This is a genomic window from Halomonas sp. SL1, assembly GCF_003030865.2.
GTDB classification, from domain to species: domain Bacteria; phylum Pseudomonadota; class Gammaproteobacteria; order Pseudomonadales; family Halomonadaceae; genus Halomonas; species Halomonas halophila.
On the sequence record NZ_PYUQ02000010.1, the window covers coordinates 17099 to 38764 of the forward strand.

At 66.8% G+C, this 21666-nt stretch carries 20 protein-coding genes and 4 tRNA genes; 7 read left to right on the plus strand and 17 right to left on the minus strand.

The window, feature by feature from the left end:
* The first annotated feature begins 3 nt into the window (after nt 1-3).
* Nucleotides 4-432, plus strand: coding sequence for a Na+/H+ antiporter subunit G (locus tag C9J49_RS03770; RefSeq protein WP_035596652.1), 429 nt, complete (start codon nt 4-6; stop codon nt 430-432).
* A gap of 88 nt (nt 433-520) precedes the next feature.
* Here C9J49_RS03770 and hemH read toward each other — a convergent pair whose 3' ends face one another.
* Nucleotides 521-1606: a ferrochelatase gene (gene hemH / locus C9J49_RS03775; RefSeq protein WP_035596654.1), complete on the minus strand. Its 1086-nt coding sequence runs from the start codon at nt 1604-1606 to the stop codon at nt 521-523.
* Between the two features lie 118 nt (nt 1607-1724).
* Between hemH and C9J49_RS03780 the strand changes: the two genes are divergently transcribed.
* Both C9J49_RS03780 and C9J49_RS03785 read left to right on the plus strand, forming a co-directional pair.
* The gene (locus C9J49_RS03780) at nt 1725-3314 is read left to right on the plus strand and encodes a cryptochrome/photolyase family protein (RefSeq protein WP_107181941.1); all 1590 of its coding nucleotides are present in this window, start codon (nt 1725-1727) and stop codon (nt 3312-3314) included.
* The gene (locus tag C9J49_RS03785) at nt 3314-3739 is read left to right on the plus strand and encodes a thiol-disulfide oxidoreductase DCC family protein (protein WP_237022327.1); all 426 of its coding nucleotides are present in this window, start codon (nt 3314-3316) and stop codon (nt 3737-3739) included. Before C9J49_RS03780 ends, C9J49_RS03785 begins: the two co-directional genes overlap by 1 nt.
* 195 nt (nt 3740-3934) lie before the next feature.
* Here C9J49_RS03785 and C9J49_RS03790 read toward each other — a convergent pair whose 3' ends face one another.
* The 9 genes from C9J49_RS03790 to rnr form a co-directional block, all read right to left on the minus strand.
* A complete protein-coding gene (locus C9J49_RS03790; protein WP_035596658.1) occupies nt 3935-4237 on the minus strand; it encodes a DUF6482 family protein in 303 nt (100 codons plus the stop codon).
* 137 nt (nt 4238-4374) lie between these two features.
* Nucleotides 4375-4668: a hypothetical protein gene (locus tag C9J49_RS03795; RefSeq protein WP_035596660.1), complete on the minus strand. Its 294-nt coding sequence runs from the start codon at nt 4666-4668 to the stop codon at nt 4375-4377.
* 67 nt (nt 4669-4735) lie between these two features.
* The gene (gene dnaB, locus C9J49_RS03800) at nt 4736-6124 is read right to left on the minus strand and encodes a replicative DNA helicase (protein ID WP_035596663.1); all 1389 of its coding nucleotides are present in this window, start codon (nt 6122-6124) and stop codon (nt 4736-4738) included.
* A gap of 145 nt (nt 6125-6269) precedes the next feature.
* A complete protein-coding gene (gene rplI / locus C9J49_RS03805; protein WP_035596666.1) occupies nt 6270-6716 on the minus strand; it encodes a 50S ribosomal protein L9 in 447 nt (148 codons plus the stop codon).
* A 15-nt stretch (nt 6717-6731) separates the two neighbouring features.
* Nucleotides 6732-7583: a hypothetical protein gene (locus C9J49_RS03810; RefSeq protein ID WP_107181942.1), complete on the minus strand. Its 852-nt coding sequence runs from the start codon at nt 7581-7583 to the stop codon at nt 6732-6734.
* A gap of 12 nt (nt 7584-7595) precedes the next feature.
* A complete protein-coding gene (rpsR, locus tag C9J49_RS03815) occupies nt 7596-7823 on the minus strand; it encodes a 30S ribosomal protein S18 (protein ID WP_016853668.1) in 228 nt (75 codons plus the stop codon).
* A 31-nt stretch (nt 7824-7854) separates the two neighbouring features.
* Complete coding sequence (gene rpsF, locus C9J49_RS03820) at nt 7855-8229, minus strand: 30S ribosomal protein S6 (RefSeq protein WP_016853667.1); 375 nt, start codon at nt 8227-8229, stop codon at nt 7855-7857.
* A gap of 301 nt (nt 8230-8530) precedes the next feature.
* Nucleotides 8531-9328: a 23S rRNA (guanosine(2251)-2'-O)-methyltransferase RlmB gene (gene rlmB / locus C9J49_RS03825; protein ID WP_107181943.1), complete on the minus strand. Its 798-nt coding sequence runs from the start codon at nt 9326-9328 to the stop codon at nt 8531-8533.
* Between the two features lie 37 nt (nt 9329-9365).
* Nucleotides 9366-11750 carry a ribonuclease R gene (gene rnr, locus C9J49_RS03830; RefSeq protein WP_107181944.1) on the minus strand — a complete coding sequence of 795 codons (2385 nt, stop codon included), beginning with the start codon at nt 11748-11750 and terminating at the stop codon, nt 9366-9368.
* A 232-nt stretch (nt 11751-11982) separates the two neighbouring features.
* Here rnr and C9J49_RS03835 point away from each other — a divergent pair.
* From C9J49_RS03835 to C9J49_RS03845, 3 genes are all read left to right on the plus strand, one after another.
* Nucleotides 11983-12069, plus strand: a tRNA-Leu gene (locus C9J49_RS03835).
* A gap of 67 nt (nt 12070-12136) precedes the next feature.
* Nucleotides 12137-12223: transfer RNA gene (locus tag C9J49_RS03840), tRNA-Leu, on the plus strand.
* Nucleotides 12224-12270: 47 nt separating this feature from the next.
* Nucleotides 12271-12357, plus strand: a tRNA-Leu gene (locus tag C9J49_RS03845).
* 188 nt (nt 12358-12545) lie between these two features.
* Here C9J49_RS03845 and C9J49_RS03850 read toward each other — a convergent pair.
* Nucleotides 12546-13370, minus strand: a complete 825-nt coding sequence (locus C9J49_RS03850; protein WP_046078433.1) for a DNA/RNA non-specific endonuclease — start codon at nt 13368-13370, stop codon at nt 12546-12548.
* Between the two features lie 51 nt (nt 13371-13421).
* Nucleotides 13422-13697: an Lrp/AsnC family transcriptional regulator gene (locus C9J49_RS03855; protein WP_016853663.1), complete on the minus strand. Its 276-nt coding sequence runs from the start codon at nt 13695-13697 to the stop codon at nt 13422-13424.
* 228 nt (nt 13698-13925) lie between these two features.
* Between C9J49_RS03855 and C9J49_RS03860 the strand changes: the two genes are divergently transcribed.
* A complete protein-coding gene (locus C9J49_RS03860; protein WP_107181945.1) occupies nt 13926-14240 on the plus strand; it encodes a high-potential iron-sulfur protein in 315 nt (104 codons plus the stop codon).
* Between the two features lie 98 nt (nt 14241-14338).
* On the opposite strand, the gene C9J49_RS03865 is transcribed toward C9J49_RS03860, so the two are convergent.
* The 5 genes from C9J49_RS03865 to C9J49_RS03885 form a co-directional block, all read right to left on the minus strand.
* Nucleotides 14339-15892 (minus strand): SpoVR family protein, encoded by a 1554-nt coding sequence (locus tag C9J49_RS03865; RefSeq protein WP_107181946.1) that lies wholly within the window; start codon nt 15890-15892, stop codon nt 14339-14341.
* Between the two features lie 20 nt (nt 15893-15912).
* Nucleotides 15913-17196 carry a YeaH/YhbH family protein gene (locus C9J49_RS03870; protein ID WP_035597439.1) on the minus strand — a complete coding sequence of 428 codons (1284 nt, stop codon included), beginning with the start codon at nt 17194-17196 and terminating at the stop codon, nt 15913-15915.
* Between the two features lie 70 nt (nt 17197-17266).
* A complete protein-coding gene (locus tag C9J49_RS03875; protein ID WP_016853659.1) occupies nt 17267-19189 on the minus strand; it encodes a PrkA family serine protein kinase in 1923 nt (640 codons plus the stop codon).
* A gap of 201 nt (nt 19190-19390) precedes the next feature.
* Nucleotides 19391-21334 (minus strand): NADPH-dependent 2,4-dienoyl-CoA reductase, encoded by a 1944-nt coding sequence (locus tag C9J49_RS03880; RefSeq protein WP_246124764.1) that lies wholly within the window; start codon nt 21332-21334, stop codon nt 19391-19393.
* Nucleotides 21335-21586: 252 nt separating this feature from the next.
* Nucleotides 21587-21663, minus strand: a tRNA-Asp gene (locus C9J49_RS03885).
* Nucleotides 21664-21666 lie beyond the last annotated feature (3 nt).

The following is a 21666-nucleotide window of genomic DNA, read 5'->3' on the forward strand; positions in this document are numbered from 1 at the left end:
CGCATGACGTTCTACGTGATTCTCGAGGCCATCATCTCGCTGTTCCTGATCGCCGGCGGGGCCTTCGCCTTCATCGGCTCGCTGGGCATGGCCCACCTCCGCGACTTCTACATGCGCCTGCACGGGCCGACCAAGGCGACCACCATGGGCATCGGCTGCACCCTGGTCGCCTCGATGCTCTACTTCGGCATCGCCGACAGCGAGCCGGTGGTGCAGGAGATCCTGATTGCCCTGTTCCTGTTCATCACCGCCCCGGTGAGCGCCCACCTGCTGGCCAAGACCGGCCTGCACCTGCAGCTCAAGTACGTCGACAAGACCCGCGGGCGCCCCGTGGAGCTGCAGGAGGAAGAGGTCGGCCAGACGCCGGTGCCCCACGGTTCGCCCCCCGACCGCGGCCCCATCACGCTCGAGAAGCGCCCGCCGGGACGCTGAAACGGCCGACGCCTACCGCGGCTCGACACGAACGGGCGGCCCCTTGCGGGGCCGCCCGTTCGTGTTGTGACGGCTGGTGATGGACGGCCTACAGCCAGCCGGCGAGCTCCTGGCGGACGATGGCCTCGAGCGCCGCGACGTGATCGTCGCGGGCGTTCAGGCAGGGCACGTAGGTGAAGGTCTCGCCGCCGGCCGCGAGGAAGGCGTCGCGGATCTCCTGCTGGACCTCCTCGAGGGTCTCCACGCAGTCGGCGGAGAAGGCCGGGGAGATCACCGCGATATGCCTGCGCCCCTGGCGAGCCAGCTCGGCGACCCGCTCCACGGTGGCCGGCCCCACCCACTCCTCGGGACCGAACTTGGACTGGAAGGTGGTCTCGATCGCCGCATCGTCGACCCCCAGACGCTCCTGCAGCAGCCGAGTGGTCTGGCGGCAGTGGCAGTAGTAGGGATCGCCCTCGTCGAGGTAGCGCTTGGGCACGCCGTGATAGGAGGCCACCAGCACCTCCGGGGTCGACTCGGCGGCCGCATAGGCCTCGCGCACCGAGGCGGTGAGCGCCTCGAGGTAGGCCGGATGCCGGTAATAGGCGGGCACGGTGCGGATCGCCGGCTGCCACTTGAGACGCATCAGGGTGCGGAAGGCCTGGTCGTTGGCGGTGGCGGTGGTCGGCGAGCCGTACTGGGGATAGAGCGGAAAGAACAGGATGCGCTCGCAGCCCCGGGCCTGCAGGCGACGCAGCACGCTGTCGGTGGAGGGATTGCCGTAGCGCATGCAGAAGTCCACCTCGACCTGGTCGCCGTAGGCCGTCTCGAGCCGCTCGCTCAGCTTCTCCGTCTGTTCCCGGGTGATGGTCAGCAGCGGGCTCTCGTCACGCTCCTGGTTCCAGATGCTGCGATAGGCCTTGCCGGAAATGAAGGGGCGCCGGGTCAGGATCACCAGCTGCAGCAGCGGCTGCCACAGCCAGCGCGAATAGTCGACCACGCGACGGTCGGACAGGAACTCGCCGAGGTAGCGGCGCATCGACCAGTAGTCCGTGGCGTCCGGCGTGCCGAGATTGACCAGCACCACACCGACCTTGGCGCGAGGCAGCGCGGGATGTTCCGCTGGCGCATGCCGCAGCCGCCCCTCTCCCGGTGAGTCCCGCTCGGCATCGGATGAGTGCTCTAAGGCTGGCATGGCGCGCGTTCCCCGTGGTCGACATGAGACGAAACTGAATGACCTAGCCTACCATCACGGGCGTTCGGGCGAAATATCGTTATACTATCGGTTAGATTTGTACAATTTCTGGTGAACCATGTCCCGTCCGCTGATCCTGGTGCTCGGCGACCAGCTCGATGTCGATCTGGCGAGCCTTCGCGAGGCGCCGCCCGAGGCCGTCATCGCCCTGTGCGAGGTCGCCGAGGAGGGCCGCTATGTGCCCCACCACCCCCAGAAGATCGCCCTGGTCCTGGCCGCCATGCGTCACTTCGCCGCCGACCTGCGCGACCGCGGCCACCGCGTCCACTACAGCGCCCTGGACGACCCCGACAACGCCCAGACGCTGCTCGACGAGGCCGAGCGACTGGCACGCCTGTACGGCTGCGACGAGATCCGCGCGGTGCGCCCGGGCGAGTGGCGGCTGTGGCAGGCCATGCGCGAACGCCAGGGCAGTGCCCTGCCCTGGCGGCTGATCGAGGACGATCGCTTCTACACCACCCCCGACGACTTCGCCGCCTGGGAGCAGGGACGCAAGTCACCGCGCCTGGAGTACTTCTACCGCGAGATGCGTCGCCGCACCGGCCTGCTGATGGAGGACGACGCGCCCGCCGGCGGGCGCTGGAACTACGACCACGACAACCGCGAGCCACTGCCCGAGGGGATCGAGGTGCCCGCCCCGCCCCGCCATCGCCGCGATGACGTGACCCGCGAGGTCATGACGCTGGTGGAAGAACACTTCGGAGACCACTTCGGTGACCTCGCGGGCTTTCACTGGCCGGTGACCCGGCGCCAGGCCCTGGCCGACCTGCGCCACTTCCTCGCCGAACTGCTGCCCGACTTCGGCCGCTACCAGGACGCCATCAGCGACAGCGAGCCCTTCCTGTTCCACTCACGGCTGTCGGCGGCACTGAACCTCGGCCTGCTCTCGCCACGGGAGCTGTGCGAGGGCGCCGAGCGCGAGTATCGTCAGGGCCGCGCGCCGCTCAACGCGGCGGAGGGCTTCATTCGCCAGATACTGGGCTGGCGGGAATACGTGCGCGGCCTCTACTGGACGCGTATGCCCGACTACAAGCGTGCCAACGCCCTGGGGGCGAACCGCGGGCTGCCGGCCTGCTACTGGAGCGGCGACACCGAACTGCGCTGCCTGAAGCGTGCCATCGAGATGACCCGCGACAATGCCTACGCCCACCACATCCAGCGGCTGATGGTCACCGGCAACGTCGCGCTGCTGTGCGACGTGGCGCCGGACGCGCTGTGCGACTGGTACCTGGCGGTCTACGCCGACGCCTGCGAGTGGGTGGAGCTGCCCAACACCCTGGGCATGGTGCTGCACGGCGACGGCGGGCTGATGGGCTCCAAGCCCTACTGCGCCTCGGGCAAGTACATCGACCGCATGTCGGACCACTGCCGGCACTGCCGCTTCGATCCCAAACGGGTCGTCGGCGACAACGCCTTCCCGCTCAACAGCCTCTACTGGCGCTTCCTCGAGACCCACCGCGAGGCGCTGTCGGGCAACCACCGCATGAAGCTGATCTACGGCTCGCTGGACCGCATGTCGGACGACAAGCGGGCGGCGATGCGCGACCAGGCCGAGGCCTTCCTCGCCGGGCTCGAAACCGAGCCGGCCTACGGTCGAGGCGAGCACCGCGCCGGCTATCATGACGCCACCGACCACGGAGCCCCCTGATGATGCACCGCCCGCGCTCGACACGTCGCGCCCCCTCGCCTCGTCACGCCGTCTCGCCGGTGACACTCTTCCACGACGGCCACTGCCCCTTCTGCCAGCGTGAAGTCGCCTGGCTGGCGCGCCACCCGCGCCGCGAGCGGGTCAGGTTGGTCGACATCCAGACGACCGACGTCGCCGCCGAATGGGGGCGTTCGTTCGAGGTCATGATGGGCCGCCTTCACCTGCGCGACGCCGACGGCACCTGGTTCGTCGGCATGGACGCCAGCCGGGCGCTCTACGCGGTGCTGGGCTATCGTCGCCTGGTGGCGCTGTCGATGCTGCCGGGCCTGGCGTGGGGCGTCGATCGCGGCTATGCCGTCTTCGCTCGCTACCGGATCGGGCTGGGGCAGCGCTGGCAGGCCTGGACGAGGCGCTCGGATCGCTGAGCGATGGGGGCGACGCCATCGGGCACGGCGAGAACGCGACGGAAACCGGGCTGGCCGGAAAGGCCGGAAGACGCGGGGGAAAACATGCCACCAGTCGGGTCGGGGAGCGCGCTGAGGCGTACGGTGGCAGGTCGGTGGGCCGGCGCGATGCCGGAGGTCGGTGAATGGTGATCGAGGAAAGGCGCGGCTCGCAGGCTAGAACACCAGCGGCATGCGAGAGCTGAGCGCGTCGTGGTAGTTAGCGTCGCGACCGATCATCTCGTCGTGCGCCACGTACTGCACCAGATAGGCACGGTGGATGCCGGCGCGCTTGAGCTCGAGGTAGACGTCGTCGAGGGCGCGGAACAACATCGGCTTGCCGCGCTGGGTCAGCAGGTGGCGCTGGCCCTCGATGTCTTCCAGTTCGACCTGGTAGACGCGGCTGCCGGCATGGCTGATCACGCGGATCTCGAAGTTGTCGTGCTGGGCCACGAAGGCCTTGAGGTCATTGAAGTCCATGATCCCTCCATCGGGATATCTCAGGATGAATGCTGATACAGTCTCGTCCTGTCGGATGACACGACGATGACGGCACCGTATCGCCCTGAGACCGATGGAGGGCACCGGGGTTCCCGGCGGGAAGCCGCCGAAGGCGGTTACTGGTAGTCGGCGGGATCGATCGCCTTGCCCAGGGAATTGCGGTCGACCCACTTGCCGGCCTTGGTCTCCTTGTAGCGGAACACCACGCGATCGCCGACCGCGACCGGCAGCTCCGAGTCCTCGGTCTGATAGCTGTAGTCCTCGCCGTCCACCACCAGCTGGTAGCGATAGAGATCCGGCATGCCCAGCCACTCCTTGAACGGCCCTTCGCGTTCCACGGACTGCAATTCGCCGCGCGCCTCGAGCTTCGGGGTGCGCCGCCGATTACCGCGCTGAAATCCGCCTGCCATGGTGCTTCTCCAGTGTGCTGTTCGAGGGGTGGGGATTATACGGCGCCGGCTGCCCCGCTCAAGGGGGTCACTCGCCGAAGGTGTCGCCATAGCTGTCCGGCGCCAGATCCTCGAAGCGGGTGTACTTGCCGATGAACGCCATGTGCACCGTGCCGATCGGCCCGTTACGCTGCTTGCCGATGATGAATTCGGCCAGTCCCTGGTTGTCGGGGTTATCCGGATTGTAGACCTCATCGCGATAGACGAAGCCGATCAGGTCGGCGTCCTGCTCGATGGCGCCGGACTCGCGCAGGTCCGACATCACCGGGCGCTTGTTGGGACGCTGCTCCAGCGAGCGGTTGAGCTGCGACAGCGCCACCACCGGGCAGCCGAATTCCTTCGCCAGACCCTTGAGCGAGCGCGAGATCTCCGAGATCTCGCCGGTGCGGTTCTCGGAGAAACCCGGTACCTGCATCAGCTGCAGGTAATCGATCATGATCATCGCCAGGTTGCCGTGCTCACGCACGATCCGGCGCACCCGCGAGCGCATCTCGTTGGGCGACAGCGCCGCGGTGTCGTCGATGAACAGCTGCTTGTCCTTGAGCAGGTTCACCGCCGAGGTCAGGCGCGGCCAGTCCTCGTCCTCGAGCTGACCCGTCCGCACCCGGGTCTGGTCGATGCGCCCCAGCGACGAGAGCATCCGCAGCATGATCGCTTCGCCCGGCATCTCCATCGAGAACACCACCACCGGCTTGTCGCTGGAGATCACCGCATGCTCGACCAGGTTCATGGCGAAGGTGGTCTTGCCCATGGACGGGCGCCCGGCCACGATCACCAGGTCCGAAGGCTGCAGTCCGGAGGTCATGTCGTCCAGGTCGCGGAAGCCGGTCGACAGGCCGGTCATCTCGCCCTGCATGTTGAACATCTCGTCGATGCGATCCACCGCCTTGGCCAGCAGGTCGCTCATGCCGACCGGGCCACCCTCCTTGGGCCGCTCCTCGCTGATCTGGAAGACCAGGCGCTCGGCCTCGTTGACGAGCTCGTCGGCGGGCCGCCCCTGGGGCGCGAAGGCGCTCTCGGCGACCTGGTTGGCGGCATGGATCAGCTTGCGCAGGGTGGCCCGCTCGCGAACGATGTCGGCATAGGCGCGGATGTTGCTGGCCGACGGCGTGTTGCGTGCCAGCTCCGCCAGGGTGGCCAGGCCGCCCACGGTCTCGAGCTGATCACGCCCCTCCAACGCCTCGGACAGGGTCACCACGTCCAGCGGCCGCGCCTCCTCGGCCAGCGTCGCCATGACGTTGAAGATCAGGCGATGCTCGTAGCGATAGAAGTCGTTGGCCACCAGCCGGTCGGCCACGCTGTCCCAGGCCTGGTTGTCGAGCATCAGTCCGCCGAGCACCGACTGCTCGGCCTCCAGCGAGTGAGGCGGCACCTTCAGCGCCGCGGTTTCCTGATCGAGCTCGAGGGATTCGTTCATTGGGGCGGGCACCTCCGCAACATGGGCCGGCACATTCTACCTCGAAGGACGCCTGACGCCCCAGCCGGGATAACGTGGCACGGGCAAGCAAAAAAGGGCGCGAGGATTTCTCCTCGCGCCCCTGGCGTCCGCGGGGGAGTCGGGCTTATTCGGCCACGACCACCACGCGCACGGTGGCGTCGACTTCGGCGTGCAGGTGCAGCGCGATGTCGTATTCGCCGGTCTGACGGATCGGACCTTCCGGCATGCGGACTTCGCTCTTCTCTACCTCGATGCCGGCAGAGGAGATGGCGTCGGCCAGGTCGCGCGGACCGATGGAACCGAACAGCTTGCCTTCATCGCCGGCCTTGGCGACCAGGGACAGCTCGATGTCGTTGAGCTGTTCGGCGCGGGCTTCGGCTTCGGCCTTGCGCTCGGCGGCCTGAGCTTCGAGCTCGGCACGCTGGGCCTCGAAGGCTTCGATGTTGTCCTTGGTGGCCGGCACGGCGAGGCCGTAGGGCACCAGGTAGTTGCGGCCATAACCGGGCTTGACGGTGACCTGGTCACCCAGACCGCCCAGCTTGCCAATCTTGTCGAGCAGAATGACTTCCATCTCGTAAACCTCTTGTCAGTCGCTGCGGCCGAGTCGTCCGCGAATATCCGCGAACGCGTCGATCAGGGCCGCAAGCAGCACGATGAGAATCATGGGCCAGGTGGTGATCAGCAGCACATAGAAGGCGACCAGCCACAGCCCGTTCATTCCCTTCAATCCGATAACACCGTGCACCAGCGCGATGCCGGCCACCAGCAACGGCACCCAGAGCATCAGGCCGAGGCCGGGCAGCACCAGCACCGTGCCGATGACGAGAAACGCCATCAGCACCAGCAGCTCGCGGGGCACCAGGCGCAGGGCCTGGAACTCCTCGCGAAAGCCGCCGGGGTTGTAGAGCCCCGCCTGCCAGCCCCTGGCCAGGGCCAGGCAGGCCACCGAGGCCAGCAGCACGATCAGCCCGGTGACGCCGCCGATCAGCATCTCGGCCAGCCGTTCGGTCTCGAGCCCCTGGCGCGAGAGCTCGTCGAGCATCGAGGCGAACTCCGGCGAGCCCTGGCGCAGCTGCTCCAGCAGGGGCCCGGTGCCGCCCGGCGGCACGAAGATGCCCAGCTGGATCATCGCCGCCCCGGCGAGGGCGCCGACGATCAGCGTCTCGCTCCAGCGCAGGCGCGAGCGCAGCACCACCGCCATCAGCGTGACCAGCAGGATGCAGGCCAGCGGGATGACGTCACCCCGGGTCCACCACCAGCCCGCCGGCACGGCGGCGGCGACGATCACCGGGAGCGCCGGTGCCAGGCCGCGGCGCAGCGTGACCAGGCCGGCGATCGCCGCGCCCAGCCAGAACAGCCAGGGGACCAGTGTGGCCGCGGCCGCCCCGGCGACTGCCTGGGGCGTACCGCGCATCATCCAGCGGGCGACGGGCAGCATCACGCTAGTGTCTTACTGGTGGCTATCGGTGTAGGGCAGCAGCGCCAGGTAGCGAGCCCGCTTGATGGCGGTGGACAGCTGACGCTGGTAACGGGCCTTGGTCCCGGTGATGCGGCTGGGAACGATCTTGCCGGTCTCGGTGATGTAGGCCTTGAGGGTGTCCAGATCCTTGTAATCGATCTGCTTCACGCCTTCAGCGGTGAAACGGCAGAACTTGCGGCGACGGAAAAAGCGTGCCATGGGAAAGACTCCTTAGCGTGCGATGTGTGGCTTAGGCGGACTGGGCGGGACGCGACGGCTTCTCGTCACGACGGGCGCGCTTCTCTTCCGCCGGCTTCATCATCGGGGAAGCCTCGGTGACGGCTTCCTTGCAGCGCACGACCAGGCTGCGGATGATGGCGTCGTTGAAGCGGAAGATGTTCTCGATTTCCTCGAGAGTCTCGCCGCGGCACTCGACGTTCATCAGCACGTAGTGAGCCTTGTGGATCTTGTTGATCGGGTAGGCCAGGTGACGGCGACCCCAATCTTCGAGGCGATGCACGGTACCGCCGTTCTCGGTGACGATGCTGGTGTAGCGCTCGACCATCGCCGGAACCTGCTCGCTCTGGTCCGGGTGGACCATGAACACGACTTCGTAATGACGCATGGGTTCTCCTTGCGGTTTGGCAGCTTCCAGAGAGGCGTGAGGCCCCAGGGGAAGCAAGGAGGTGATTATCGAAATACACGATGTCCGTTCGTCGGACGAACGGGCGCCAGTATTCTAAAGAGCGCGCGCCAGATGCGCAAGCTGGAAGCTGGAAGCTGGAAGCTGGAAGCTGGAAGCTGGAAGCTGGAAGCTGGAAGACAGCATGAACTCCGCCATCATGGGGTCAAGGATTGTCTTCAAGCTTCCGGCTCAAGCCCGCGAAGCGGGCGTTCTTCCAGGTGCGAAGCACCGCTCTTTAAGCTTATGGCTTCAAGCTTCTTTGCCGGACCGCCTCGAACAGGCCGATGCCGGTGGCCACCGAAACGTTGAGGCTCGAGACGCTGCCGGCCATGGGCAGCTTGACCAGCTGGTCGCAGGCCTCGCGGGTCAGCCGGCGCATGCCCTTGCCCTCGGCGCCCATCACCAGCGCCGTGGGCCCGGCCAGATCGGCCTCGAACAGGCTCGCCTCGGCCTCGCCGGCGGTGCCGGTGATCCACACGCCGAGCGCCTTGAGCTTGCCCAGCGCACGAGCCAGGTTAGTGACCTGATAGACCGGCACGCTCTCGGCGGCGCCACAGGCCACCTTGCGCACCGTGGCGTTGAGCGGCGCCGACTTGTCCTTGGGCACCACCACGCCGTGGGCACCGGCGGCGTCGGCGCTGCGCAGGCAGGCGCCGAAGTTGTGCACGTCGGTCACCCCGTCGAGCACCAGCAGCAGCGGCGCCTCGGCGTTCGACCAGCCCTGGAGGCGATGCCACAGCGCGGCTTCGGCCTCGAAGGCCAGCGGCGGGCAGAAGGCCACGATGCCTTGATGGGCGGCCCCCTGGGCGAGGCGATCCAGGTCGTCGCGGGGATGGGCACTGACCCGGGCGCCGCGTGCCCGAGCCTGATCGACCAGCTCGGCGAGACGGCCACCGACCTCCCCTACCTGCAGCCAAAGCTCGCGCGGGGCTTCTCCCCGATCGAGCAGCGCCCGCACCGCGTGCACGCCGTAGACGGCATCCAGGCCGTTCGGCATCTTGGGCCCGCGGCGCGGCGCGGGCTTGTTCTTCGCTTTCATCGACATCTCGGTTCTTCTCGACATCCCGGCATCGGCCTCAGCGACGACGCGGGCCGCGGCGGCGACGCTTGTTGCCGCCGCTCTTCTCGCCGTCGCCCGAGGACTGCCCCTGGGCGTCGCCCTTGCCCCCGCCCTTGCCCTGCTGGCCACGCGGCTTGCGGGCCTTGCGCTGCGGCCTGGGCTGGTCGTCGGCCAGCTCGAAGTCGATCTTGCGATCGTCCAGGTCGACCCGCGCCACCTGCACCGAAACGCCGTCGCCGAGGCGATAGCTCATGCCGCTGCGCTCGCCCTTGAGGCGATGCTTCTCGGCCTCGTAGTGGTAGTAGTCGGAGGGCAGCGAGGTGACGTGCACCAGGCCCTCGACGAAGAACTCGTCGAGGCGCACGAAGATGCCGAACTGGGTCACCGAGGCGATGGTGCCGCTGTAGACCTCGCCGAGCTTGTCGGACATGAACTCGCACTTCAGCCAGCTCTCGACGTCGCGGGTGGCGTCATCGGCGCGCCGCTCGGTCATCGAGCAGTGCTCGCCCAGTTCGAGCATCTGCTCGAAGGTATAGGGGCACCACTTGCTCGGCGGCTCCACCGGTGCGCCCTCCTCGCGCAGCACGGTCGCGGTCTGGCGCGGCCCGCGGATCACCGAGCGGATCGCCCGGTGCACGAGCAGGTCGGGGTAGCGACGGATCGGCGAGGTGAAGTGGGCATAGGCCGGATAGGCCAGGCCAAAGTGCCCCTCGTTCTGGGGCGAGTAGACCGCCTGGCTCATGGAGCGCAGCATCACCGTCTGGATGATGTCGGCGTCCTCGCGGCCGCGGATGGTCTCGGCCAGGGTCTGGTAGTCCTGGGGCGTGGGCTCGTCGCCACCGGGCAGCGACAGGCCCAGCTCGTTGAGGAACAGCCGCAGCTTGTCGAGGCGCTCCGGCGAGGGCCGCTCGTGGATGCGATACAGCGCCGGCAGGTCGTGCTTGTCGAGGAAGCGCGCGGTGGCGACGTTGGCCGCCAGCATGCACTCCTCGATGATCTTGTGGGCGTCGTTGCGCGAACGCGGCACGATCTTCTCGATCTTGCGCTCGTCGTTGAAGACGATCGCCGTCTCGGTGGTCTCGAAGTCGATGGCGCCGCGCTCGTCGCGGGCACCGCGCAGCACCTTGTAGAGGGAGTGCAGGTCTTTCAGCGGCTTGACCAGCTCGCTGTACTGCTCACGCAGCGCGTCGCCCTGCTCGTCCTCGTCGTCGAGGATCGAGGCGACCTTGTTGTAGGTCAGGCGTGCGTGGGAACGGAACACCGCCTCGTAGAAACGATAGCGGCTGATGGCGCCCTTCTGGGAGATGTTCATCTCGCAGACCATCGCCAGGCGGTCGACGTCCGGGTTCAGCGAGCACAGGCCGTTGGACAGCAGCTCCGGCAGCATCGGCACGACCTGACCCGGGAAATACACCGAGTTGCCGCGGCTGATCGCCTCCTGATCCAGGGGGCTGCCAGGACGCACGTAGTGGGAGACGTCGGCGATGGCCACCAGCAGCTTCCAGCTGCCGGACTTGGTCTGCCAGGCGCAGACGGCGTCGTCGAAGTCGCGGGCGGACTCGTCGTCGATGGTCACCAGCGGCAGGTGGCGCAGGTCGACGCGGTGCGCCTTGTCGTCCTCGGCCACCTCGGCGGACATGCCGGCGATCTGGTCCTGCACCTCCGGCGGAAACTCGGACGGGATCTCGTAGCTGCGGATGGCGATGTCGATCTCCATCCCCGGATCCATCCGCTCGCCCATCACCTCGGTGACATGGCCCACCGGCTGCACGCGGGTGGCCGGCTGCTTGACGATATCGGCCGAGATCACCTGGCCGTCGCGGGCGCCGCCGTTGGCGTTATGCGGAATGATGATTTCCTGGGCGATGCGCGGATTCTCGGGAATCAGCACGCCGAACTCGGGAGTGTTCTCGCGATAGACGCCGACGATGTTCTGGGTATTGCGCGCCAGCACCTCGACGATGGTGGCCTCGTCGCGGCCGCGGCGGTCGCGGCCGCTGATGCGCACCAGCACGTGGTCGTTATGGAACACGCGGCGCATCTGGCGCGGCGGCAGCACCAGGTCAGGCTTCTTGCCGTCATCGCGCAGCAGGAAGCCGATGCCATCGCGGTGGCCGAGCACCCGGCCCTTGATCAGGTCGAGCTTGTCGATCAGCGCATAGGCGCCGCGGCGATTGCGCAGCACCTGGCCGTCGCGCTCCATGGCCGACAGCCGGCGGCGCACGGCCTCCTGCAGATCCTCGTCCTCGAGGCCCAGCATCTCGCTCATGGCCTCGTGGGTGATCGGCTTGCCGTATTCCTCGAGCCGCGCCAGCAGGTATTCGCGGCTGGGCGCCGGCTTGTCGTACTTGTGGGCCTCGCGGCTGGCGTGCAGATCGTCGCTGAGCGTCCAGTGATTCATGCGGAGAGCATCCTTGGCAGGGTCGGGGACGACGTAAGGAGGGTGGCGCTCACGCGCCGCGGGCATGCAGTGATGCAATAGGGGTCTCTTGTCATGGCGGCAGTATAGCGTTGCGCAAGGGCGCACCCAACCATGTGCCGGCCGATAAAGGGACCGGAGACGCAAAAAAAGCCACCTGCCGACACACCAGGGGTTGCATCACCGAAAATTTACGGTAATATACGCGCCACTTGCCCAGATGGCGGAATTGGTAGACGCGCTAGCTTCAGGTGCTAGTGTCCTTACGGACGTGGAGGTTCAAGTCCTCTTCTGGGCACCAATTCGATACACTGTCAGCAGCATCGTCAGGTATCACGCTCTTTAAAAGCTCGATTCGCTCGTGTTTCGCCCAGGTGGCGGAATTGGTAGACGCGCTAGCTTCAGGTGCTAGTGTCCTTACGGACGTGGAGGTTCAAGTCCTCTCCTGGGCACCATTCATCGCTCAAGCGATGGCTCGGAACACGACGAATATGCATGACGCGCCCAGGTGGCGGAATTGGTAGACGCGCTAGCTTCAGGTGCTAGTGTCCTTACGGACGTGGAGGTTCAAGTCCTCTCCTGGGCACCATTTCGCGTTATGCAGACAAGAGCCGTACTTCGAGGCCATATCCTCGAACCCCCACATCGCTATATCGTCTTATTATCTCCGGCCGCACACGTTGCGGTTTTTTTGCGTTTCTGGCCGCCGGAAACCGACGATGCACTCATCCTCTCTGCCCGCTCCCCTGCTGCGCCATCGATGACGGCTCGCCTCGCTCAGTCGAAGCGTCCCGGCAGATCGGCGACCGCCTCGAGCCCCCAGCCTCGGGTATCCACCCGCCCTTCCAGCTCGCGCTCGACGGCTTCGGGGAGATCCGGGAAGAAATCCAGCCCGGTCAGCGTCTCGATGCGATCGATGCTGACCACGAAGCGATCCAGCGGCTCGTCGCCACGCACGCTCTGCGGCATCACGAAGGCCAGCGCACGAGGATGCTCCCCCGGCACCACCAGGATCTTGTAGAAGGCCACGGGCACCTCCACCAGGCCAACCCGATTCAACATGCCCTGAGTGAACTCCGATGCGAAGATCGGCCCGGTAATGACCTGCAGGGTGCCATACTGCGGCACGAAGCGGTCGATCACGACTTCTTCCAGGCGCTGCCAGAGCCGGCGGTTCAGATCCGGTCGCTGAGGCGCCATGTTGCTCATCAGGAAGGTATCATGCTGGGCGGACGGACCATGCACCCGGGCGATGGCATAGTTGGGCGCCAGATGGCCGCGGTCATAGCCGCTACGCAGATAGCTGTCCGGGGTGACGGGCCAGAGTGTTCGCCAGTCGCGACGGAATCCCGGGCGATCGCCGACCTCCGCCACGCGATCGGCGTACAGCACGTAGCTGGCCCACAGCGGGCTGACCCGCACGTCCGACCAGCCCACCAGGAAGCCGTCGTTGCGCAGCACGCGATGAACGCTCAGCGGCGTCAGCCGCTCCCAGGTCGGCACGCCCATCCAGCTGAGGCGCTCGCGCACCTCGCGCTCTTCCATGTACCACAGCCCGCTGCCCACCGCCGCGAACAGCGCGGCGATGCCCAGGCGGCGCAGCGAGCCGCGCCATGAAGGCAGGCGAAGGAGGCGTTGCAGCACCGGCGGGCCTTACCAGCCCAGCGCGAACATGGTCTCGAGATCGTGGCGCGAGTGCACCTGCAGGGCATTGAGGGTCTCGGTCTCGCGGATGCCCTCGACGTCGTTGAGACGCCCGGTCACCAGCTCCGCCAGCCCCTCGAAGTCGCGGGTCCGGGCGATGGCGACCAGGTCGTAGCGCCCGCAGGTGGAGAAGACCTCGCTGATGCCTTCCACCTCGGCCAGACGCTCGGCCACGGACTTGACCTGCCCCTTCTCGGTGTTGATCAGGATGACGGCATTCTGCATGGGACAATCTCCCTCGAATAGCGGTTCACGGCGGCGAGTATAACAGCGTCCTCGCCCGACGGGGGCCCCGGCACTTCCCGAGCGCTCGTCGCCCTTCCCGGGCTCGGCTACGCTGAATGAGCCGATCCCGCCTGCCGCACGCGCGCCACACGGCGGGAACGAGACGCCAAGAGCCGGCTCACCGGCCGCCGAGCGTGACATCAACCGTGACCCTCAGGAGGAACCCTCATGGCCAACCCCAGCCGTCGCGACTTCATGCGCCACAGCCTGCTGGGCCTCGCCGCCCTGCCACTGGGTATCGGCGCGCTGTCGACGCGCAGCTTCGCCCAGGATCTGCCACCGCTGGCCCCCGAGAGCGACCAGGCCAAGGCCCTGAACTACGTCGAGATCGCCGCCGACGCCAGCGATCATCCGGCCTACGCCGAAGGCGAGACCTGCGCCAACTGCATGTTCTACCAGGCCGATACCCAAGGCTGCCAGCTGTTCCCGCAGAACAGCGTCGCCCCGGGCGGCTGGTGCCAGTCCTGGACCGCCCAGGCCTGACCACCGCCCATCTCGCCTCCAACCGGCCCACCCCAAGCACCAGCGGCCCGCCCCGAGGGGGCGGGCCGGATCACGCCTGAGCCGGGTTCGGGCCTGCCTCAGGCATCCTTCTGCTCGTCCTCCGGCAGCGGCCAGTGATAGCGACGCACCACCTCGTCGTCCTCCAGAGACTCGAGCTTCACCGGGAAACCCCACAGCTGGTGCAGGTGGCGCATCACCGGATAGACGCTGCGCGCCAGCGGGCGACGGTTGTCCTGCACGTGGCGCAGCGTCAACGAGCGGTCACCGCGGATGTCCGCCGACCAGACCTGGATGTTGGGCTCGCGCACCGAGAGCGCATACTGCACGGCCAGGCCATCACGGATGCGCTGATAGCCACGGTCGTCATGGATGGCGGTGACCTCGAGCATCTCGTCACGGTCGTCGTCGAGCACCATGAACAGCTTGAGGTCGCGAATCACCTTGGGCGACAGGTACTGCTGGATGAAGGACTCGTCCTTGAAGTTGCGCATGGCGAAGTGCAGCGTCTCGAGCCAGTCGCTGCCGGCGATCTCGGGGAACCAGCGCCGATCCTCGTCGGTGGGATGCTCACAGATCCGCCGCAGGTCGGTGAACATGGCGAAGCCCAGGGCGTAGGGATTGATGCCGCTGTAGTGGGGGCTGTCGAAGGCCGGCTGATGGACCACCGAGGTATGGGACTGCAGGAACTCCAGGATCAGCCCCTCGTCCACCAGGCCGTCGTCGTAGAGGCGATTCATCAGGGTGTAGTGCCAGAAGGTCGCCCAGCCCTCGTTCATCACCTGGGTCTGGCGCTGGGGATAGAAGTACTGGGCGAGCTTGCGCACGATGCGCACCACCTCCCGCTGCCAGGGCGCCAGCAGCGGCGCATTCTTCTCGATGAAGTAGAGCAGATTCTCCTGAGGCTCGGGAGGGTAGCGCCCGCCGGCGTGCAGGCCGAGCGGATCCTCCGCATCACCGTCCTCCTGATGCCCCTCCTCGCTCGGCCGCCCGGGAATGGTGCTCCACAGGGTGTTGACCTGGGCCTGCAGGTAGTCGGAGCGCTCCTGCTGGCGACGCGCCTCCTCCTCGGCGGAGATAGGCGAGGGCCGCTTGTAGCGGTCCACGCCGTAGTTCTGCAGGGCATGGCAGGCGTCGAGCAGCTGCTCGACCGCGGTCACGCCGTGACGCCCCTCGCACTCGGCGAGGTAGCGCCGGGCGAACAGCAGGTAATCGACGATGGAACCGGCGTCGGTCCAGGTGCGGAACAGGTAGTTGCCCTTGAAGAAGGAGTTGTGGCCGTAGCAGGCGTGGGCCATCACCAGCACCTGCATCATCAGGGTGTTCTCCTCCATCAGGTAGGCGATGCAGGGATCGGAGTTGATGACCAGCTCGTAGGCCAGCCCCATCTGGCCACGCCGGTAGGCCTGCTCCACGGCCAGGAACTGCTTGCCGAAGGACCAGTGATGATAGCCCACCGGCATGCCCACGCTGGCGTAGGCATCCATCATCTGCTCGGTGGTGATGATCTCGATCTGATTGGGGTAGGTGTCCAGCCGATACTCGTCGGCCAGCCGGGCGATCTCCGTCTCGAACCGCTCCAGGACCTCGAAGTTCCAGTCGGAGCCGCTGGCGATGGGCTTGCGTTCGGTCATGCTGCCTCCTTGGCCTCGCCTCAGGACTGGACCGTGCGGCGCCGGAACAGCTCGCGGAACACCGGATAGATGTCGCCGGCCTCGACGATCTGCCGCATGGCGAAGCGCTCGGGATACTCGGCCTCGACCTTCTCGTACTCTTCCCACAGGGCCTGATGCGCGTGCGGCGTGATCTCCACGTAGGTGAAGTACTGCAGCCGCGGCATCAGGGTATTGGCCAGCTGATCGCGACAGGTCAGGGAGTCGTCGTCCCAGTTGTCGCCGTCGGAGGCCTGGGCCACGTAGAGGTTCCACTGGGTCGGCGGGTAGCGGTCGGTGATGATCTCGTCGACCAGGGTCAGGGCGCTGGAGACGATGGTGCCGCCGGTCTCCCGGGAATAGAAGAACTCCTCCTCGTCGACCTCCTTGGCGGCGGTGTGGTGGCGCACGAAGACCAGCTCGACCTTCTCGTAGTTGCGTTCCAGGAACAGGTAGAGCAGCAGGAAGAAGCGCTTGGCGATGTCCTTGTGGGCCTGGGTCATGGAGCCCGAGACGTCCATCACGCAGAACATCACCGCCTTGCTCGACGGCTGGGGCTGGTTGACCAGATTGTTGTAGCGCAGGTCATAGGTATCGATGAACGGCACCGCCTCGAGACGCTTCTCGAGCCGCTCGACCTCGGCCTTGAGCTCGGCGATGCGCGCCGGATTGCGCAGCACCGGATCCTTGCGTTCCTCGGCCTCCAGCGCCTCCTGGGCCTCGCGCAGGGCCCGGCGAATCGGCCCGCGCATGGCGATGCGCCGGGCATGAGCCTCGCGCATCGAGCGCACGATGTTGATACGGGCCGGCACCCCGTCACGGGTGAAGCCGGCCCGCACCGGGCGCACCTCGTCGAGGTCGACCAGGTTCTTGCGCTCCAGATGCGGCAGCTCCAGGCCGTCGAACACGAAGTCCAGGAACTCCTCGCGGGACAGGGTGAAGGCGAACTCGTCCATGCCCTCGCCCTGGTTGGAGGCGCTGCCCTCGCCGGATCCGCCGCCGCCTCCCCCGCCGGGGCGACGCAGACGATCGCCCTCGACGAACTCCTTGTTGCCGGGGGCGATGATCGAGCGCTTGCCGCCGGACCCGTGCTGGAACACCGGCTCGGAGATGTCCCGGGCGGGAATCGACACCTTCTCCCCGCGCTCCATGTCGGTGATGGAGCGGCGATTGACCGCCTCCTCGACGGACCGCTTGATATGGGTGCGATAGCGATCGAGGAAGCGCTGACGATTGACCGCACTCTTGTGCCTGGCATTGGCACGGCGGTCGATGAAGTAGGTCATGCGGACCTCCTGGGCTGCCCTGCGTCCTCACGGAGCGCCATGCCTCGGCGCCCCGTGCGGCCCTCGACGGCTACTGCGACTTGCGTACCCGCAGATACCACTCGGAGAGCAGGCGCACCTGCTTCTCGGTGTAGCCGCGGTCGACCATGCGGGCCACGAAATCCTCGTGCTTCTTCTGGTCCGCGGTGGAGGCCTTGGCGTTGAAGGAGATGACCGGCAGCAGCTCCTCGGTGTTGGCGAACATCTTGTGCTCGATCACCCCGCGCAGCTTCTCGTAGGACTGCCAGCTCGGGTTCATGCCGTTGTTCTGGGCCCGGGCCCGCAGCACGAAGTTGACCACCTCGTGGCGGAAGTCCTTGGGATTGGAGATGCCCGCCGGCTTCTCGATCTTCTCCAGCTCCTCGTTGAGCGACTGGCGGTCGAACAGCTCGCCGGTCTCCGGATCGCGGTACTCCTGATCCTGGATCCAGAAGTCGGCGTAGGTGACGTAGCGGTCGAAGATGTTCTGACCGTACTCGGAGTAGGACTCGAGATAGGCGGTCTGGATCTCCTTGCCGATGAAGTCCACGTAGCGCGGAGCCAGGAACTCCTTGATGAAGCGCAGATAGCGCTCGAAGGTTTCCTTGGGCAGCTGCTCCTGCTCGAGACGCTGTTCGAGCACGTAGAGCAGGTGCACCGGGTTGGCCGCCACCTCGTGGTTGTCGAAGTTGAACACCTTGGACAGGATCTTGAAGGCGAAGCGCGTGGACAGCCCGTCCATGCCCTCGTCGACGCCGGCGGCGTCGCGGTACTCCTGGATCGACTTGGCCTTGGGATCGGTGTCCTTGAGGTTCTCGCCGTCATAGACCCGCATCTTGGAATAGACGCTGGAGTTCTCCGGCTCCTTGAGCCGCGAGAGCACCGAGAACTGGGCCAGCATGCGCAGGGTGTCCGGCGCACAGGGCGCCTCGTTGAGCGAGGAGTGCTCGAGCAGCTTCTTGTAGATGTTGATCTCTTCGGTCACCCGCAGGCAGTAGGGCACCTTGACGATATAGACCCGGTCGAGGAAGGCCTCGTTGTTGCGGTTGTTGCGGAAGGCCTGCCACTCGCTCTCGTTGGAGTGCGCCAGCACGATGCCGTCGAACGGGATCGCGCCCATGCCCTCGGTGGGGTTGTAGTTGCCCTCTTGGGTGGCGGTCAGCAGCGGATGCAGCACCTTGATCGGCGCCTTGAACATCTCGACGAACTCCATCAGGCCCTGGTTGGCCCGGCACAGGCCGCCGGAGAAGCTGTAGGCATCCGGATCGTCCTGGGAGTAGAGCTCGAGCTGACGGATGTCCACCTTGCCGACCAGCGAGGAGATGTCCTGGTTGTTCTCGTCGCCGGGCTCGGTCTTGGCGATGGCGATCTGATTCAGCCGCGACGGATAGAGCCGCACCACCCGGAACTGGCTGATGTCGCCACCGGCCTCCTTGAGGCGCTTGGCGGCCCAGGGCGACATCACGCTCTTCAGGCAGCGCGGCGGGATGCCGTATTCCTTCTCGAGCAGCTCGCCGTCATGCTCCGGCGAGAACAGCGCCAGCGGCGACTCCTGCACCGGCGAGCCCTTGATGGCATAGAAAGGCACATGCTCCATCAGCAGCTTGAGCCGCTCGGCCAGCGATGACTTGCCGCCACCGACCGGGCCGAGCAGGTAGAGGATCTGCTTCTTCTCCTCGAGCCCCTGGGCGGCATGGCGGAAGTAGGCGACGATCTGCTCGATCGCCTCTTCCATGCCGTAGAACTCGGAAAAGGCCGGATAGCGACGGATGACCTTGTTGGAGAAGATACGCGACAGACGAGGGTCCTTGGCCGTGTCGATCACCTCGGGCTCGCCGATGGCCTCCAGCATTCGTTCGGCCGCACTGGCATAGGCCGAGGGGTCCTCACGGCAGAGTTCCAGGTACTCCTGCAGGCTCATTTCCTCCTGCAGGGTGCGTTCGAAGCGGTTCTGCACATGATCGAAGATGCTCATCGATGCCTCCTTAAAGCCCGGGGCTCCGGCCTGGCAATCCTGGCCCTCTCGGCCGGGTCGGTAGCTTCAGCGTAGTCAGCGCGACCGGACGATGACGCCCGAAATCTTCAACGCAGGGCTACACTTCCTATGAGCCCGCGAAGCCGAAGCGGTTCATCCCGGGGCGTGCAGATTTTCAACGAACGCGGCTCATTCCCTCCTCTAGAGCGTGGCAGCCAGCCGCACGCCCTGGTCGATCGCGCGCTTGGCATCGAGCTCGGCGGCCCGGTCGGCGCCGCCGATGACGTGGACCGAAACGCCCGCCTCGCCCAGCGGCTCGAGCAGGTCGCGCACCGATTCCTGACCGGCGCAGATCACCACGCTGTCGACCTCGAGCAGGCGCGGCTCGCCCTCGACGCGGACATGCAAGCCGGTGTCGTCGATGCCGACGTACTCGCAGCCGGCCAGCATCTCCACGCCGCGATGGCGCAACGAGGCGCGATGCACCCAGCCGGTGGTGACGCCGAGCCCGGCACCGGGCTTCGACGTCTTGCGCTGCAGCAGGGTCACCGTCCGCGGCACCGGCGGCCGCTCGGCCGCGCGCAGTCCTCCCGGCGCGGTCACCGTCAGGTCCACCCCCCACTCGTCGCACCAGGCGTCGGCGTCCAGGGCGGGATGGCCGGCATGGGTCAGCAGCTCCGCCACGTCGAAGCCGATGCCGCCGGCACCGATGATCGCCACCCGTGCGCCCACCCGCTCGGGATGCTGGATGGCCAGCGGGTAGGACACCACCTTGGGATGATCGATGCCCGGCAGCTCGAGGGCCCGCGGCCGAACGCCGGTGGCCAGCACCACCTCGTCGAAGCCACGCAGCTCGTGGAGCCCGGGGTCGGTCGCGAGCCGCACGCTGACACCACGCTTCTCCAGCATGGTGCGGAAATAACGCAGCGTCTCGTCGAACTCCTCCTTGCCGGGAATCTGCCGGGCATGATTGAACTGGCCGCCCAGCTCGGCCTGACGCTCGAACAGCGTCACCGCATGACCGCGTTCGGCGGCGGTGACCGCCGCGGCGAGCCCGGCGGGACCGCCGCCCACCACCGCGACGCGCTTCATCGACGCCGCCGGCACGATGGCAAGCTCGGTCTCATGGCCGGCCCTCGGGTTGACCAGGCACGAGGTCGGCTTGCCCTGGAAGGTGTGATCGAGACAGGCCTGGTTGCAGGCGATGCAGGTATTGATCTCGTCGACCCGTCCCTCCCGGGCCTTGGTCACCCAGGCCGGATCGGCCAGGAAGGGACGCGCCATGGAGATCAGGTCGGCATGTCCCTCGGCCAGCAATCGCTCGGCGACCTCGGGCATGTTGATGCGGTTGGTGGCGATCAGCGGCACCGGCAGCGCGTCGCGCATGCGCCGCGACACCTCGGCGAACAGCGCCCGCGGCACGCTGGTGACGATGGTCGGCACCCGCGCCTCGTGCCAGCCGATGCCGCCGTCGATCGCATCGGCGCCGGCCTCGGCCACCGCGCGCCCCAGGGCGACCACCTCGTCATGGGTACTGCCCTCCTCCACCAGGTCGATCATCGACAGCCGGAACAGGATCAGGGCCTCGGCCCCCAGGGCCTCGCGGATGCGCCGCACTGCCTCCACCGGGAAGCGGATGCGGTTGACGAAGCGACCGCCCCACTCGTCCTCTCGATGATTGGTCCCCCGGCAGACGAACTGGTTGATCAGGTAGCCCTCGGAGCCCATCACCTCCACGCCATCGTAGCCGGCCTCCCGGGCCAGGCGTGCGCAGCGCACGTAGTCGTCCAGGGTGCGCTCGATCTCCGCCGCGCTCAGGGCACGAGGCGGGCGAGGGTTGATCGGCGCGCGGATCGCCGAGGGCGCCACCGGCGCATCGGTGTAGGCGTAGCGGCCGGCGTGCAGGATCTGCAGGCAGATGCGACCGCCCTCGGCATGCACCGCCTCGACCAGGCGCCGGTGCTCGGCCACCTGCTCCGGGCGCTCCAGGGTGGCGCCGCCGTCGAACACGGCACCCTCCGCGTTGGGCGCGATGCCGCCGCCGACGATCAGCGATACGCCGGCCCGGGCACGCTCGGCATAGAAGGCGGCCAGGCGCGAGAAACCGCCGGGCATTTCCTCCAGGTTGGTATGCATCGAGCCCATCACCACCCGGTTGGGCAGGCGCAGCGGGCCCAGTTCGATGGGGCGAAACAGATGCGGAAAGTCAGCCACGTTCGAGCCACCTCGGAGCGTCGACAGAAAATTAAAACAACTGTATGACAGTCCCGCGGGCAGCGCAAAAGCCGCCTCGGCATTCGCCAGGAAAAGCCCGAGGCATTCGAACGAAAAAACCAGGTTCCAGACAACAGAAAAGCCCCGTGGCGTGAGCCACGGGGCTTTGGAATTCTGAGCAGATGGCGGACCGGACGGGACTCGAACCCGCGACCTCCGGCGTGACAGGCCGGCATTCTAACCAACTGAACTACCGGTCCGCG

Excerpts from the sequence above, each read along its gene's own strand:
- C9J49_RS03770 (WP_035596652.1), top strand. The coding sequence starts at position 4 with ATGACGTTCTACGTGATTCTCGAGGCCATCATCTCGCTGTTCCTGATC.
- hemH (WP_035596654.1), bottom strand. The coding sequence starts at position 1,606 with ATGCCAGCCTTAGAGCACTCATCCGATGCCGAGCGGGACTCACCGGGA.
- C9J49_RS03780 (WP_107181941.1), top strand. The coding sequence starts at position 1,725 with ATGTCCCGTCCGCTGATCCTGGTGCTCGGCGACCAGCTCGATGTCGAT.
- C9J49_RS03785 (WP_237022327.1), top strand. The coding sequence starts at position 3,314 with ATGATGCACCGCCCGCGCTCGACACGTCGCGCCCCCTCGCCTCGTCAC.
- C9J49_RS03790 (WP_035596658.1), bottom strand. The coding sequence starts at position 4,237 with ATGGACTTCAATGACCTCAAGGCCTTCGTGGCCCAGCACGACAACTTC.
- C9J49_RS03795 (WP_035596660.1), bottom strand. The coding sequence starts at position 4,668 with ATGGCAGGCGGATTTCAGCGCGGTAATCGGCGGCGCACCCCGAAGCTC.
- dnaB (WP_035596663.1), bottom strand. The coding sequence starts at position 6,124 with ATGAACGAATCCCTCGAGCTCGATCAGGAAACCGCGGCGCTGAAGGTG.
- rplI (WP_035596666.1), bottom strand. The coding sequence starts at position 6,716 with ATGGAAGTCATTCTGCTCGACAAGATTGGCAAGCTGGGCGGTCTGGGT.
- C9J49_RS03810 (WP_107181942.1), bottom strand. The coding sequence starts at position 7,583 with ATGCTGCCCGTCGCCCGCTGGATGATGCGCGGTACGCCCCAGGCAGTC.
- rpsR (WP_016853668.1), bottom strand. The coding sequence starts at position 7,823 with ATGGCACGCTTTTTCCGTCGCCGCAAGTTCTGCCGTTTCACCGCTGAA.
- rpsF (WP_016853667.1), bottom strand. The coding sequence starts at position 8,229 with ATGCGTCATTACGAAGTCGTGTTCATGGTCCACCCGGACCAGAGCGAG.
- rlmB (WP_107181943.1), bottom strand. The coding sequence starts at position 9,328 with ATGAAAGCGAAGAACAAGCCCGCGCCGCGCCGCGGGCCCAAGATGCCG.
- rnr (WP_107181944.1), bottom strand. The coding sequence starts at position 11,750 with ATGAATCACTGGACGCTCAGCGACGATCTGCACGCCAGCCGCGAGGCC.
- C9J49_RS03855 (WP_016853663.1), bottom strand. The coding sequence starts at position 13,697 with ATGCAGAATGCCGTCATCCTGATCAACACCGAGAAGGGGCAGGTCAAG.
- C9J49_RS03860 (WP_107181945.1), top strand. The coding sequence starts at position 13,926 with ATGGCCAACCCCAGCCGTCGCGACTTCATGCGCCACAGCCTGCTGGGC.
- C9J49_RS03865 (WP_107181946.1), bottom strand. The coding sequence starts at position 15,892 with ATGACCGAACGCAAGCCCATCGCCAGCGGCTCCGACTGGAACTTCGAG.
- C9J49_RS03870 (WP_035597439.1), bottom strand. The coding sequence starts at position 17,196 with ATGACCTACTTCATCGACCGCCGTGCCAATGCCAGGCACAAGAGTGCG.
- C9J49_RS03875 (WP_016853659.1), bottom strand. The coding sequence starts at position 19,189 with ATGAGCATCTTCGATCATGTGCAGAACCGCTTCGAACGCACCCTGCAG.
- C9J49_RS03880 (WP_246124764.1), bottom strand. The coding sequence starts at position 21,334 with ATGGGCTCGATGCATACCAACCTGGAGGAAATGCCCGGCGGTTTCTCG.